The 15,707-nt window shown below is 36.8% G+C and carries 14 protein-coding genes; all 14 read left to right on the forward strand.

What is annotated here, in order from left to right:
• Nucleotides 1-570: 570 nt before the first annotated feature.
• The 14 genes from H6G18_RS15040 (at nucleotide 571) to H6G18_RS15105 (ending at nucleotide 15,700) form a co-directional block, all read left to right on the forward strand.
• Nucleotides 571-1,920 carry a glycosyltransferase family 4 protein gene (locus tag H6G18_RS15040; RefSeq protein ID WP_190407905.1) on the forward strand — a complete coding sequence of 450 codons (1,350 nt, stop codon included), beginning with the start codon at nucleotides 571-573 and terminating at the stop codon, nucleotides 1,918-1,920.
• A gap of 356 nt (nucleotides 1,921-2,276) precedes the next feature.
• Nucleotides 2,277-2,705: a hypothetical protein gene (locus tag H6G18_RS15045; protein WP_190407906.1), complete on the forward strand. Its 429-nt coding sequence runs from the start codon at nucleotides 2,277-2,279 to the stop codon at nucleotides 2,703-2,705.
• 25 nt (nucleotides 2,706-2,730) lie between these two features.
• Nucleotides 2,731-3,576 carry an ABC transporter permease gene (locus tag H6G18_RS15050; protein WP_190407907.1) on the forward strand — a complete coding sequence of 282 codons (846 nt, stop codon included), beginning with the start codon at nucleotides 2,731-2,733 and terminating at the stop codon, nucleotides 3,574-3,576.
• Between the two features lie 69 nt (nucleotides 3,577-3,645).
• On the forward strand, nucleotides 3,646-4,404 hold the full coding sequence (locus tag H6G18_RS15055) for a Uma2 family endonuclease (RefSeq protein ID WP_190407908.1): 759 nt from the start codon (nucleotides 3,646-3,648) through the stop codon (nucleotides 4,402-4,404).
• A 104-nt stretch (nucleotides 4,405-4,508) separates the two neighbouring features.
• On the forward strand, nucleotides 4,509-5,768 hold the full coding sequence (locus H6G18_RS15060; RefSeq protein WP_190407909.1) for an ABC transporter ATP-binding protein: 1,260 nt from the start codon (nucleotides 4,509-4,511) through the stop codon (nucleotides 5,766-5,768).
• Nucleotides 5,769-5,855: 87 nt separating this feature from the next.
• Entirely contained in the window at nucleotides 5,856-6,842 is a 987-nt protein-coding gene (locus tag H6G18_RS15065) for a polysaccharide pyruvyl transferase family protein (protein WP_190407910.1), read from the forward strand.
• 29 nt (nucleotides 6,843-6,871) lie between these two features.
• On the forward strand, nucleotides 6,872-8,128 hold the full coding sequence (locus tag H6G18_RS15070; RefSeq protein WP_199311705.1) for a glycosyltransferase family 4 protein: 1,257 nt from the start codon (nucleotides 6,872-6,874) through the stop codon (nucleotides 8,126-8,128).
• A 35-nt stretch (nucleotides 8,129-8,163) separates the two neighbouring features.
• A complete protein-coding gene (locus H6G18_RS15075; RefSeq protein WP_190407911.1) occupies nucleotides 8,164-8,874 on the forward strand; it encodes a class I SAM-dependent methyltransferase in 711 nt (236 codons plus the stop codon).
• 40 nt (nucleotides 8,875-8,914) lie between these two features.
• Complete coding sequence (locus tag H6G18_RS15080; RefSeq protein WP_190407912.1) at nucleotides 8,915-9,988, forward strand: acyltransferase family protein; 1,074 nt, start codon at nucleotides 8,915-8,917, stop codon at nucleotides 9,986-9,988.
• A gap of 128 nt (nucleotides 9,989-10,116) precedes the next feature.
• Nucleotides 10,117-11,061: a glycosyltransferase gene (locus H6G18_RS15085; RefSeq protein ID WP_190407913.1), complete on the forward strand. Its 945-nt coding sequence runs from the start codon at nucleotides 10,117-10,119 to the stop codon at nucleotides 11,059-11,061.
• 18 nt (nucleotides 11,062-11,079) lie between these two features.
• A complete protein-coding gene (locus tag H6G18_RS15090; protein WP_190407914.1) occupies nucleotides 11,080-12,051 on the forward strand; it encodes a glycosyl transferase in 972 nt (323 codons plus the stop codon).
• A 53-nt stretch (nucleotides 12,052-12,104) separates the two neighbouring features.
• On the forward strand, nucleotides 12,105-13,115 hold the full coding sequence (locus H6G18_RS15095; protein WP_190407915.1) for a glycosyltransferase family 2 protein: 1,011 nt from the start codon (nucleotides 12,105-12,107) through the stop codon (nucleotides 13,113-13,115).
• 75 nt (nucleotides 13,116-13,190) lie between these two features.
• Nucleotides 13,191-14,477, forward strand: a complete 1,287-nt coding sequence (locus H6G18_RS15100) for a glycosyltransferase family 4 protein (protein WP_190407916.1) — start codon at nucleotides 13,191-13,193, stop codon at nucleotides 14,475-14,477.
• Nucleotides 14,474-15,700 (forward strand): glycosyltransferase, encoded by a 1,227-nt coding sequence (locus tag H6G18_RS15105; RefSeq protein WP_190407917.1) that lies wholly within the window; start codon nucleotides 14,474-14,476, stop codon nucleotides 15,698-15,700. Before H6G18_RS15100 ends, H6G18_RS15105 begins: the two co-directional genes overlap by 4 nt.
• Nucleotides 15,701-15,707 lie beyond the last annotated feature (7 nt).

Raw genomic sequence — 15,707 nt, forward strand, 5'->3', positions numbered from 1 at the left:
TAGTCATCTTTAAAACATGGTATCGTATATTTCGTGATTACACTTAGTCAGTAAAAATATTAGGAGATAAATATTTGAAAAAAAATTATCAAGTAAGAATAACAGTTTTATATAAGTAACACACACATAAAGTGTTTAGTCCTATTCACTCACTGTGAAGCTTCTAGCGTTCTCAAGCGATCGCAATACACAAGCAATTATTGCTTTATAAATTACTTCATTAGAGAAATAGACTAGTTACACTGAACAGTAAAGACAAGCTCTTAGGAATACTAATTATTAATAGTGCTTTTTTATTTCTCCTTTGTGTTCCCATATCTTAAAAAGAAGCACTTCCTAAGATTATTAATGGATAATTATTAGCCAGAGAAATTACCTAGCTCCACTGAACAATATAAGTAGATGAGGTGATTTCCTAAAAGCATATAATTAATCTAATATAAACCTGAAGAAACAAAAGTTAATAAAATTTGTTGATCCAGGCTAGCTTCATATCTATAAAATTAATGGCTTGAGCAGTTCGGTAGTGTCATCAACAAAATTTCTACATTCTCAACTAGGACACAGCCGATGAGACTTAACGAATGGATTAATAATAAATTTGTGCAATCCATTTCTACTCCAAGAGAAGCTGAAAATCAGCCTCGCCTGAAAACTCAAAAAGCCATCAAATTGTCCGTACTCACTCAGTTTTTTCCACCAGATTATGCTCCTACAGGGCAGTTAATTGAAGAACTAGTGAAACAGTTAGGACAGCAAGGAGTGGATATTGAGGTATTTACTAGCCAACCTGGTTATGCGTTTCAATCTCAGACAGCCCCAGCAGTTGAATGGGCAGACAGAGTTAGAATTCAGCGATCGCGTACTGCTCAACTTTGGCCAGGTAGGATTCGTGGTAAAGCTGTTAATGGTGTCCTATATACTTTACGGGCTTTACTGTATATGCTGAGGGCATGGCGGCGTAACAATGTATTATTAGTTACTACAGCTCCACCATTTTTACCAGTCATTGGGTATTTGGCTTATTTGCTGTTTCGATTACCCTATGTCTGCATACTCTACGACCTATATCCAGATATTGCGATCGCGCTAGGGGTAGTGTCTAGGCATAGTTGGCTGGCACGGATGTGGAATGCAATTAACAGACAGGTTTGGCTAAAAGCTAAGGGGATTGTGGTACTTAGCCCGGCGATGAAGCAAAAGATAGTAGCACATTGTCCCGAAGTAGCTGATAAAGTTTCGGTAATACATAGCTGGGCTAACCCGGATGCGATCGTGCCGATTCCCAAAGAAGAAAATTGGTTTGCCCACGAGTACAATTTAGTTAACAAATTCACCGTGTTGTATTCTGGCAATATGGGTCGTTGCCATGATATTGACACCATGTTAGAAGCCGCAAAGCAACTACAAGATGAGCCAATTCAGTTTGTCTGCATTGGTGGTGGTGCCAAACGTGAGGAATTAATTAGAGATGTGAATCGCTTAGGGTTGAACAATTTTACCTTTCTACCTTATCAAGATAAGCAAGTACTGCCCCATTCCTTAACGGCTTGTGATTTATCACTAGTGAGTGTGGATGCAATTACAGAGGGTTTAGTTGTGCCTAGCAAACTCTACTCAGCTTTAGCTTCTGGACGACCGATTGCTGTAGTCTGTTCTCAGTCGTCATATCTGAGAGAAATTATAGCTGAAGCTGACTGTGGCAGCGCATTCGATAATGGTGACGGTCAAGGTTTAGCACAATTTATTCGCTTTCTCAGCCGTGACCCCCAAATAGGTGAACGGATGGGCAAAGCTGGTCGTCAGTATATGCGATCGCACTTCACCCCCAAAGTTATATCTCAACAATACTTACGTGTTTTGCAACAGGCAGTATTGTTTGATGAGGTAATGACAGTACCACAAAGCAATGTAAAGTAAGCATATTGGAGTTATTAAAATTTAGTAATTTCCAATAATTCGGAATAACAAGAGCGCAAAATGTTCAACTACATGGTATAAAACTATCATGAGACTAATCTAAGATTAAGAACAAATTGAAATTAAATTTATTTCAATATAAACAAGTTCTTTATCTCAGGAAAAATAACTTTCTCAAATTACAATAGTTGTGAAATAATCAAGCAACAAATGTAACAGGAAGAAAGAAACTCATCATTGTAATTGAATATTTTGGTAGTTCTTATTTAGGAGTTGGTCTTCGATGGTCTATATGATCTCAGTCCCTCCAACGTAGCCTTCCTGGCTCATTGTTTTTATGTATACAGGAGGTGGAATTGCAGAGAAGGTGTGACCAAAATCGGAAACGTTCTAAACGACGGGCTATCTACTGCCCGATTCATGGATGCTATCTTGATAGCGTTAGCCAGAAATATAAAATATTTGCTGACCAAGCAGGTCAATTACAGCAACGAGGCATGAGCCGGCGAAATGCTTTAATGCTAGTAGCAAATCAAACGACAGTTTCTATAGAAGGGGAATGGTTAGAAGCTTTTTGGTGTGAAGAATGTCAACAGACAAAATGGTATTACGTTCGTAAGTCTGGCGATCGTAGCTATGATATTTCTCTAGCACCGCAAGAACTATGGCAGCAAGTAACAGGAGTGGTTAATTCTCAGGGCAATCCTTCCGTTAGTGAGTTCACGCGGAGGAGTTCCAGAGATGTAAATTATCAAGGTCTGAGTGGTTTCCAATCTGTGAATTAAGGTATTAATCTTCAATCAATAACTTATGAGTAGTAGTACAAATATTAGCTCCAAACAAGAGTTGGTGATTGAAGCGGGGCGCACCGAACAGCAGTATTGGAAAGATATATGGCGCTATAGAGAATTATTCTATTTTCTGGCTTGGCGTGACATTTTAGTAAGGTATAAACAAACTGCGATTGGGATTGCTTGGGCATTAATTCGACCATTTCTGACGATGGTAGTGTTTTCCGTCGTCTTTGGACAGTTAGCAAAGTTACCTTCCCAAGGTGCGCCTTATCCAATTTTAGTATTCTCAGCAATGTTACCGTGGCAATTCTTCTCTAATTCTCTTTCAGAGTGCAGCAATAGTTTGATAGGTAACGCCAATTTAATCTCAAAAGTTTACTTTCCCCGTCTGATAGTACCGACTAGTGCCGTGGTAGTTAGCTTTGTAGACTTCATGATTTCGGGAATAATTTTACTAGGATTAATGGCTTGGTACAACTTTGTTCCTACTTGGCGCATTGTGACATTACCATTTTTTATTGCTATTGCCTTTGCTGCATCAATGGGTGCAGGATTATGGTTAGCTTCCTTGAATGTTAAATATCGAGACTTTCGCTATATTGTCCCCTTTATTGTGCAGTTTGGTTTATACATATCCCCAGTGGGATTTAGTAGCACCATAGTCCCAGACCAGTGGCGATTTGTGTACTCATTAAACCCAATTGTTGGTGTAATTGATGGTTTTCGCTGGGCAATTTTAGGTGGGGAATCGAACTTATATCTACCAGGCTTTTTCCTATCTTTGGCACTAGTATTTCTACTATTAATTAGTGGAATTTGGTACTTCCGGAAAATGGAGCGAACATTTGCAGATGTGATCTAGTCTTAGCTATCTGAAATTATCGGTAATCACATAGAATAAAGTAGATCATCCTGGGAAAGAAAGACTGCCATGTACCAAACTAACCCACCACTTCCCCCCAGTGAAGTCCTACCCACAATGTATGATCTTCCCAGCGAAGACCCAGAGGAGCCTGGTTTGCCCGATGAATTTCACAATTTCCAACCCCAACTATTGCGAGAAACCTGCCAACCAGCAAATTACCCTAGTGGGGAAATGTTCATTGGTACAGACTTAAACTTGTACTATGATGCTCGCAATCGATTGTGGCATAAAAGACCAGATTGGTTCTTAGTATTAGGGGTATCTCGCGCTCAACAGCAACAAGAAATGCGCCTCAGCTACGTTGTTTGGCAAGAAGCGATCGCACCATTTTTAGTGGTAGAATTACTCTCCCCCGGTACAGAGGCAGAAGATTTAGGACAGACGTTAAGGGATGCCAACAAGCCGCCGACAAAATGGCAAGTGTATGAACAGAATTTACGCATTCCTTACTACGTTGTGTTTGACCGCTATCACAATTTGTTGCGAGTGTTTCAATTAACAGGAACGCGATATCAAGCAGTAGCACTTGCCGAGCCGAAATTCTGGTTTGAGGAATTAGAGTTAGGTTTAGGCGTTTGGCAGGGAAGCTATCAACAAACAGAAGGTTTATGGCTGCGTTGGTATGATGTTACAGGTAATTGGATTCCCACTTTGGAGGAACGAGCCGAACAAGAATACCAAAGGGCTGAACAAGAAAGGCAAAGGGCTGAACGATTGGCTCAAAGATTGCGATCGCTCGGTGTAGATCCAGATACTTTAGAGTAATTTTAGGATGGGCGATCGCACTAGTAAGTTTTGTGATGGATGCGAGCCTTTACATTATTTCTATTTATTAAAAAATGAATTTGATAACTGATAACTAAAAACCAATGTCAGACACTATAATTCGAGTAGAAAACCTTGATAAAAAATATATTATTGGACACCAACAACAGGAGAAATACTCTACTATCAGAGATGTGATAGCGAATGGTACTAAAGGTCTACTCAAATCTTTTCAAAATCAAAAATTTAAATCTACAAATTACCAAGAAGAATTTTGGGCGTTAAAAGATATCTCTTTTGAAATTAAACAAGGAGATAGAGTTGGAATTATTGGGCGCAACGGTGCAGGTAAATCCACCCTTTTAAAAATTCTCAGCCGCATTACTGAACCAACAAAAGGCAGTATCAAGATTAAAGGAAGAGTTGCTAGTTTACTAGAAGTAGGTACAGGCTTTCACCCAGAGTTAACCGGAAGGGAAAATATTTACCTTAATGGTGCAATTTTAGGGATGAGTAAGGCGGAGATTAAGAGCAAGTTTGATGAAATTGTAGCCTTCGCAGAGGTCGAGAAATTCTTAGACACACCAGTCAAACGATATTCATCAGGAATGTACGTGCGTTTGGCATTTGCAGTGGCAGCGCATTTAGAACCAGAAGTTTTGATTGTAGACGAAGTACTAGCTGTGGGAGATGTGCAGTTTCAAAAAAAGTGTTTAGGCAAAATGGAGGAAGTTGGTAAAGAAGGTCGAACCATTTTATTTGTTAGCCACAATATAGCAGTAGTACAAACACTTTGTAATCGTGGCATCTTTTTACAAAGAGGCAGTGTAGAAATAGATGATAGCGCATACATAGCTATCAGCACTTATCTCAAATCTCTCGAAGGAGCAGTTACAGAGAATTTATTAGAAAGAACTGATCGGCGTGGCAAAGGTTTAGTAAAGTTATCACATATAAAAATCACTACAGGTGATGATTACTCATCAACCACTTTAGCAACTGGCAGACCTGCCCGATTTGAATTTTATTTAACAGATATCAGGCCAAAACTATCGTGCATTTTTACACTTTATGATCAATATGGTCAGCCAGTGATCAACTTTAATAGTATGATTCACGGTACACAAGATTTAACCAATCCACAAGTTGGTAAAACTTGCATTTGCGAGCTTGATGAGTTAGGAATTGTGCCTGGACGCTATCGTATGAATGTAGCCATCCTTAGTGATGGCGAATTACAAGATGCTATAGATGCAGTAACTATCGTAGATGTTGAGCCAGGAGACCTGCGAGGACGACCTATTGCAGTTGGTAGTGGATATGGCTCTGTTTGTATACATCATAGATGGATTTTACCAGTTTAAACATAACAAGTAAGTTAAAAATTAAACATAGGTAATATTTAAGTTTTTATATTTAAAAATATTTTTAAAGTAATACATAATTAATATATGAAAATTTGTTTATTTGATCCAGGGTTAGAAAATAATCAAGGTGTGCCAAGTGCAAATTTAGGTGATTTAATTATTCAGGAAGCTGTAACTAGAGAACTAAATAGATTATTTACTCATGGAGAATTTATAAACATTGCTACTCATGAATTTCCCACAATATCTCATATCCTAACAGCTACTAGTTGTCCACTAATTTTTGTTGGTGGAACAAATTTATTAGGTTCTAGAATGGATTATTACAAGCAATGGAAGGTATCTCTATTGCAAAAAATTATTTTGAGAAAAGCAATTCTGTTTGGCGTTGGTTGGGAAAGATATCAGGTTAGACCGAACCTATATACCAGAATTTCCTTACGCGCAGCACTCTCAACTAAACAAATACATTCTGTTAGAGATAACTATACTAAAGAAAAACTTGAATCGGCAGGAATTAAGAATGTAATTAATACTGCTTGTCCAACAATGTGGCCGTTTATAGATATGAACTGCCAAGATATCCCCTCAGAAAAATCTGCAAATGTATTATTAATGCTGACGGATTATTCACAAAGTCCAGAATTAGATCAAAAATTATTAGAGCTAATAGCTACCAAATATGAAAAAGTATTTGTATGGCCTCAAGGGAGAGGTGATCAAAAATACGTATCAAGTCTAGTTTCTAATCTAGCAATACCAGTTGTCATGTTAAACCACTCCTATAGTGTATTCAATGAATTCATCAATTCCGGTGTTTCATTTGACTATATAGGAACAAGATTACATGGCGGTATTAAATGCCTTTTAGCAAAAAAGCGCTCTTTAATCATAGAAATAGATAGTAGAGCTAAAGAAATAGCTAAAGATACCAATCTACCAACTTGTGAACGTGAAGATTTTCCGAGGATTGCTCAATGGATTGAAAACCCATCGAAAGTAGAAATCAAAATGCCTAAAGATTCCATAAATAGATGGAAATCACAATTCTCCATATTTAATAAAATTTAGTTTTATAAAAAATAAATATCTTCATATTAATGAATATAAAAATAGCGCTTATTAGTTATGAATATCCCCCTGATACTGCCTATGGTGGTATTGCTACTTATATGTATCAGTTAGCAAAAATGCTAAATCAAAGAGGACATTATATAGAGGTATTTACTGCTAGTCCTCATAGGAGTGGAACTTATATAGAAGATGGAATTAAAATTCATCGTATCATTGAAGAAAATCGTAAAAATAGACGTGATTTTTCGGCTCGGATAGGTAAAATATTTGCTGAACGCCATGCTACTGTTAATTTCGATGTCATTGAAGGAGCAGAGGCAGGCGCTCATACAAAAGGCTCTGTAGAAATTACTCCAGATATTGCACTTGTTATTAAGCTGCATACTCCAACTTTTATGATTGATGGTATCAATTATGTTGAGCCATCTTTAAAGATGAAAGTTCGTAGGTTTGTGGGTGCATTACGCCGAGGAGAAAAACCAAAACCTTTTGTATCTTTGTACTATGATCCACATACTGATATTGAGCGTTTACATACTTTAGATGCTGATGAGATTACAACTCCTTCACAAGCACTAGGTAATAAGTTGATTGCCGAATGGCAATTACCTTCAGAAAAGGTATTTCATATACCTAATCCGTATATACCTACCCAAGAACTTTTAAATATTCCAATTGAAACTCATACTGATGCAGTAACATTTATTGGACGTTTAGAAATTCGTAAAGGTATTCTTGAACTTGCTCAAGCAATACCAAAAATTTTGCAACATTGTCCAAATACAAAATTTCGCTTTATTGGTGCGTTTTGGCCTTCACCTGAGCCAGGCTTAGATATGCGGCAATACATAGAGAAGAAATTGAAACGCTATAGCAAATCTCTAGAATTTACAGGTTCTATCTCTCTTGATTCGATTCCTTCTTTTTTAGCTAATACTGATGTGTGTGTCTTTCCAAGTCGCTGGGAAAATTTCCCCAACGTATGTCTAGAAGCAATGGCAGCAGGTCGGGGAGTAGTAGGCAGTAGCGCGGGTGGTATGTTGGATATGTTGGATGATGGCAAAGCAGGGTTATTAGTTCCTCCTCATGCACCTGAAAAAATTGCTGATGCTGTTGTTGAATTACTTAAAAATCCAAAATTGCGTATGCAGTTAGGACAAGTATCACGCGATCGCGTTCTTAGTGAATATAACTTAGAACGAATTGCAACTTTACAGGAAGCTAGTTACATTCGAGCTATTAAGAAAAGACACGAGTTAGGAAAGAGAGTGATTAATAATTAACTTTAAAAGCTAATTTTTTGAATAGCTAATAGATAATGGAACCAAGAAAAACAACTCAATTTAATTCCTCTAGATTTTATCTAGAAAAGTTTGTTAGAGAAGCGGCTGAATCCCTTCCCAGCACAGCTATTATCCTTGATGCAGGTGCTGGTAACTGTCCATACAAACCTTTGTTTTCTCATGTTCAGTATGAATCTGCTGATTTCTGCCAGTTTGATTCAGAATACGGAGAAATAGACTATGTATGTGATTTAACATCTATACCTGTTGAAAATAATAAATATGATTTAGTTATTTGCAATCAGGTTATAGAACATATTCCCGAACCTGAAGCAACTTTAAAAGAGCTATATAGAGTATTGAAACCCAATGGTCAGTTATGGCTTTCAGCACCTTTTTTTTATGAGGAACATGGAATTCCATACGATTTTTACAGATATACTCAATTTGGTCATAAATATTTATTTGAAAAAATTGGATTTGAAATTAAAAAAATAGAGCGACTTGAAGGATATTATGGAACCTTAGCTTATCAATTAGAAACAGCTTCAAAGTCCCTTCCGGCTAATCCAAGATTTTATGGCGGTAGTTTCTCTGGTTTGATTGGAACTAGCGTAGTCCTAATTTCTAGACCCTTGTTTAAGCTTTTATCATTCATATTTTCCTGGTTAGATATCAAATATAAAAACGTAGTATCTGGATACTGCAAAAACTATATAGTAGTTGCAGAAAAGCCAAACATATAAATTTATGAATATAAAAAATCATATCGGCACGTTATCTTATATGCCGCAACTGGATGCTTTACGTGCATTCGCTGTTTTTTTTATAATGATGGCCCACTATATTCCCGAGGATAACTTTCTTTATCGTATTTTCCCTTGGGGAGGAATGGGTGTTAGACTTTTCTTTGTTCTTAGTGGTTTTTTAGTAACTATTGGTTTATTAGTTTATAAAAATCAAATTGACTTAGAGAATAAAAATACCTGGTCATTGATCAGAAAATTTTATTTGCGAAGAGTTCTACGCATTCTGCCAATATACTACATAACTATTTTAATTGTATCAATTTTTAATATTGGCAACATTAGGCAACATTTATTTTGGCATATAAGCTATTTATCAAACATTTATATTTCGTTTAATGGCTGGATTGGATATGCCTCTCATTTTTGGACTTTAGCCGTAGAAATTCAGTTTTATCTTATCTGGCCTTTTATTATTATTTTTGCAGACAGAAAACATTTAAAACCAATAATACTACTAACAATAGCAATAGCTCCTATATCTCGTATACTTTTTTTGCTTATAGGTGCTGATACTGCTGCAATAGCTTTTACTACATCAAATTTTGATGCTTTAGGATTTGGAGCGTTGATAGCATATTATAATTGGGAATCTTCTTTCTCTAAAATATCCTTAAATAAAGTAGGTAATTATGGATTAATAATAGGCTTATTCATTTTGATAACTGCCTATGTTTTAAGAGCATCATCCCCAGATATTGGTAAATTTAACCGTGAATACTATTTGATAATTTTGGATTTAAATGCTTATACTTTAATCTCTACATGGTTAATAATTAACGCTTCTAATGGATTTAAGGGAGTTATAGGGAAAATATTAACAGCAAAATTCATTATTTATTTGGGTAAAATTAGTTATGGAATATATTTATTCCATAATTTTATTAATGTAATTATTTTTTATCCTAAACTATTCAAAATTCTGCACTTACCATATCCTAGTTCAATAGAAATGCAAATCATATATAAAATTTTAGCGACTGTGTTGATCTCTGCTTTATCTTGGCAGATAATTGAAAATCCTATTAATTCACTCAAATCTCGATTTAAGTAAGAAAATATCTTCTAAGCATATTTTTGATAAACCTTTAAATCCAAAAAAAACAGATGCAACTTAGATTAGAAAAGAAATTTTGATGATATTCTTCAAGAGAGTCTGAAATTATCTAATGATACAAGTTCATGAAAAATTTAATCAGTGTAATAATCTGTACTCATAATCCTCGTAGGGATTATCTTGATAGAGTTTTAAACTCTTTAAAATCTCAAACTCTGTCAAAAGAAGAATGGGAATTTTTACTAATAGATAATGCTAGCGAGCGCGTTTTATCAAAAGAAATAGATATCACTTGGCATCCAAAAGCAAGGCATATTAGGGAAGAAAATTTAGGATTAACAGCAGCTAGAATAAGAGCTTTTAGAGAATCAGTTAATGAAATTATTGTTTTCGTTGATGATGATAACGTCATTGAAGAAAATTATTTAAAGAACACAGCAGAAATTTTGCAGCTAAATCCTTATATAGGGGCAATTGGTGGTAAATCTATTGCAGAATTTGAAACCGAACCAGAGTATTGGTTTCATGAATTAGGCATTAGTTTAGGATGTAGAGATTTAGGTGAAGAAATTAAAGTTTGCTCATGGACACAAAAAGATATTGAAAATAAAAAATATCCTGATTTTGCACCAATTGGAGCAGGTCTAGTTTTAAGAAAGACAGCATTTGCAACATATTTCCAGCGCATTCAAAACAATATTGACGGCTTAAGTTTAGGACGTACTGGTAAAAAATTAACTTCAGGGGAAGATAATGACATTGTTATGACTTTGTTAGAATCTGGTTGGTCAATAGGATACTTTCCCCAACTAAAGCTGACACACCTAATTCCTAAAAATCGTTTAACTAAAGAATATTTAGCTGGAATTAAGCGAGCCATCAATCGTTCCTGGGTTCAAGTTTTAGATATGCACGGTATCAGACCCTGGAAGAAGATTTCTCGATGGACTCTGTTACCCAGAAAATTGAAGGCATTTTTTATATATCAAGCATGGAAGAATGAGGCTTCATATATTCTTTGGCAAGGAGCCTGTGGCATATTTGAAGGTCAAGCTAATTTGTTTTTATGATAGGAGATGAAATTAACAATGTCTACTGATATTGAAAAATATAATTTTAAACATATAGCTAGAAAACTGGGTTTAGGAGTTGCATTTTATAGACTCTATTATGCACCTAAGGGTTATTTAGAAAAACTTATGCGTTGGGGATTTATTAATACTTACCTAACTAATGTTGGAAAAAAGCGAATGGAAAATGCTACTTTCCAATTGCCTTCGATTTCTGTTAACCAATCTTCTGATATTTTAGATATTTATTTCATGACTGGTAAGAAGTATTGGTATCAAACTTGTTTTTGTGCTTATTCGATGATTGACCAAACACAAACAAATATTCGACCAATTATTTATGACGATGGAACATTAGAAGAAATACATATAAACGAAATTATTAGAATATTCCCTAATGCTAAAATATTATATCTAAAAGATATAGAACCTATACTAGATAACTATTTACCAACGAGCAAATTTCCTTATCTAAGAGAGCGACGTTTAAAGCAGCCTCTTTTACGTAAATTAACTGATTTTCACGTAGGCTCACAAGGGTGGAAGCTGTTTTTAGATTCAGATATGCTTTTCTTTAAACCGCCAACTTTCTTGTTAAATTGGTTGAAATTTCCAGACTACCCCTGCTATATGGTAGATATTTTTAATGCTTATGGTTATCCACAAGATTTAATGACATCTTTAGCTGGTGCAAAGATTCCAGATTTAGTAAATATTGGAATTTTTGGTTTAAAAAGTGAAGATATTGATTGGGAACAAATTGAATATTGGTTGAAAAATTTGATAGAAACAGAAGGAACTCACTATAATGTCACTCAATGTCTAAGTGCTATGTTTTTAGCAGGTAAGAAGTGTACGGTAGTTCCAGCAGAAGATTATATAGTTATGCCTAATCAAGAGGAAGTGATTCAGCCTCAAGCAGTTTTACATCACTATGTCGCAGATTCTAAGCCTGGTTATTTCCGATATGCCTGGAAACATATTATTTAATATTAATCTGTGATTGTCATAAAGAAAATAGTAAATCTTATAAAATAAATTCTATGAAACCTTTAGTTTCAATACTTATACCTTGTTACAATGTAGAACAATGGCTTGCAGAAACCATTGAATCTGCTTTAGCGCAAACATGGAAAAATATAGAAATCATTTTAGTAGATGATGGTTCAAAAGATAATACATTAGCAGTAGCTAAAAGTTTTACATCATCTAAAGTTAAAATTATTAATCAAGAAAATACAGGACAAAGTGCAGCAGAAAATCGAGCGTTCCAAGAAGCCCAAGGAGATTTTATCGAATATTTAGATGCTGATGACTTGCTTGCACCTGACAAGATTGAACGCCAAATTCAGCTTTTGGGTGATAGCAATTCTGAATTTGTAGCATCAGGCGAATGGGCAAGATTTTATAAATCGCCTCAAGAAGCTTTGTTTATTCCTCAACCTCTTTGGGCAGATATGTCACCAGTTGACTGGCTAATTTCTGCTTGGGAAGGACATTACATGATGCACGGTGCTGCTTGGTTAGTTCCACGTAAAATTGCAGAGCAAGCAGGTTCTTGGAATGAACAATTGTCCTTAATTAACGATTTTGATTATTTCACTAGAATTTTACTGGCGAGTCAAGGAGTGAAATTTTGTAAAGAAGCCAGAACTTACTACAGGTCAGGAAATAACAATAGTCTTAGTGGTTCTAAATCTCGCAAAGCCTGGGAATCTGCTTTTTTAGCTCTAGAACTTGGTACAAATAATCTTTTACTAAAAGAAGACAGTCCACGCACACGCCATGCTTGTGCTACTGTTTTCCAACGTTTTATTTATGAGGTCTATCCTGATGTACCAGATTTGCAAAATAGAGCAGAAGCCAAGGTTCAAGCTTTTGGTGGTTCTGATCTCACACCGTCCGGTGGGCCAATGTTTAAACTAATGTCTGCTTGTTTGGGCTGGAAGTTGGCAAAACAAGTTCAAAAACAAGTTTATAAATATGGATATGGTGAAGCTGCCCTTGGTTGGAAATTATCAAAATTAAAAGACAGAATAATTTTTAATTCATAAAGAAAAAAGCTAAATTTTCTTATATGTTTATTTTTAAAATTTATGGCTTAATTTTCTTATTAATTTAATAATTATATGCTTGAAGTAAAATATTCTCAATCAATTACCCTTTCACATCCTGCTCCCACTCCTTTTGTGCAGCAAGTTGGTAGGGCATTATTTGAAACAGGAATGTTAAATCAATATACAACTACACTTGTATATCGTCCTGATACTCAATGGTTAAATTCTCTTAATTCTCTAGCCAAGTTATTTAAATTTGATTTAAGTAAACAGCTATCACGCCGTTCTGTTACTGAATTTCCTCTATCTCTAGTCAAAGATTACCCTTGGCCTGAGATCATCCGTTTGTTAATAAGCCGCTTAGATAAAGATAAAAGACTTACAGATGTTGTGTTTCACTGGGGTAATAAGGGTTTTGACCAATGGGTTGCTCGTTCTGCTCTAGCAGGTGCTAAAGCGGTGTATAGTTACGAGACAGCTTGTGTGGAAACCTTTCAAGCTGCCAAAAAACACAACATGGCGTGTATTTATGATGTGCCTGCACCAGAACATGATTTTGTGACTCATCTTCTCAATGAAGAAATTAAAGATTATCCAGAACTCAATACTGCTTACTGGAAATATGTTCTGACTCTTCAAGAAAGTCGCACCCAGTGGCGTAGGCAAGAATGGGAGTTAGCAGATGTTGTCATTGCCAATTCAGAATTTACGAAAGCTTCCTATGCTACGGCTGGTTTAGATGTGGCAAAAGTTAGAGTTGTACCCTATGGAGCGCCACCAATTACCAGTGAAGTTTCTCAGGGTAGCTCTGAAACAGAGTCTATGCGATTCTTTTGGGCTGGGACTTTCAGTATTCGTAAAGGCGCTCATTATCTATTGAAAGCTTGGAAAAAACTTCAGCCAGGTTCTAGCGCTCGTTTAGATGTGTTTGGTGCTTTAGCATTACCAAATTCTTTGATTCATGATTTACCAAGGGAAATCAAAATCTCTGGGACTGTTCCCCGTTCTGAACTTTATGAACTTTATCGCCAAGCTGATGTACTAGTTTTTCCTACTTTATGTGATGGCTTCGGTATGGTCGTGACTGAAGCATTTGCCCAAGGTTTACCAGTTATCACGACTAGCCGGGCTGGTGCGGCTGATTTGGTAAAACATGGTGTTAACGGTTTGATTATTCCTGCCGGCGATGTTGAGGCTTTAGCAGAAGCCTTGGAGTGGTGTTTAACCCATAGACAAGAACTCAAAGCTATGCGACAAGCTGCGCTAGAAACTGCTGCTAGTTGGCAATGGTCTGATTATCGCCGCACTTTGATTGAAAAAATGCTGGATGGATTAGAAACGGCGGGATATACCCTATGAAACAGCAACGGGTCTGTCTAGTTAGTCCTGGTCATGTTGCTTCTAACCCTCGATTGGTGAAAGAAGCGAATGCTTTGCATGAAGCTGGCTTTCAAGTCAGAGTGGTTGCCGGAGATTATATGACAGCTATTCGTCCCTTAGATGAAACGATTCTGTCACAAGCTCCTTGGGCTTGGTTTCAGGTGGGCTTAGGGTCAAGACCGATTTATTTAGTGCGTCGGCTATGGCAAGATGTTGCACGCCGGATAACCAAAACTGGTTGGATTCCCCACATATCAATTGCTATTTGGACGCATAGTTCAGTAAGTTTTCAGCTTGCCAAGGCTGCTGCGGCTGAACCTGCCGACCTCTACATTGCTCATAATTTAGCAGCACTTCCCGCCGCAGCGATCGCAGCCCAACGTCACCAAGCTAGATTAGGTTTTGATGCTGAAGACTTTCATACTGGGGAATTACCCGATACACCAGAGTATCAGGCAGAAATTGCAGTGCGCGATCGCATTGAACGTACTTTTTTACCCCGTTGTCATCACTTAACAGCTGCTTCACCAGGAATTGCGGCTGCCTACGCTAAACGTTACGGGGTAGAAATGCAGCCCATCCTTAATGTTTGTCCCCTGTCAGAAGCACCTACATCACCCTGTGAACGCAAAGCCTCAGAACCATCGCTTTACTGGTTTTCCCAAACCATTGGCCCTGGTAGGGGAATTGAAGCAATTATCCAGGCAATGGGGCAAATGCAGACCCGTGTACAGTTACATCTGCGTGGTCTTCTGGCTGCTGGATACTCAGAACAGATCATGGAGTTAGGGCAAAAAATGGGAGTGAGCGATCGCCTCCATTTGCTTCCCCCTGCACCCCCGGCGGAAATGGTGCGCCTAGCAGCCTCTCATGACCTGGGCTTATGCCTAGAATTAACTCAACCCTTGAATCGAGCTATCTGTCTAACAAACAAAATTTTTACTTATATTTTGGCAGGTTTGCCTATATTGATGAGCAAAACGCCTGCCCAAGAAGAAATCTATGAAAAATTAACAGCAGCAGCTTTATTAGTCAATATTGATGAACCAGCAGTAATAGCCATTGCGTTGGATAAGTGGTTTTCCGACCCAGAGAAATTACACTTAGCTCGTGCTAAAGCTTGGGAATTAGGTAGAAAAATTTATAACTGGGATACAGAGAAACAAAATTTTTTGATCTCGATAAAAAGCGCTTTAAAATAATTAAATC

Origin of the sequence: Anabaena subtropica FACHB-260, from assembly GCF_014697105.1 — a bacterium.
Classification (GTDB): domain Bacteria; phylum Cyanobacteriota; class Cyanobacteriia; order Cyanobacteriales; family Nostocaceae; genus Trichormus; species Trichormus subtropicus.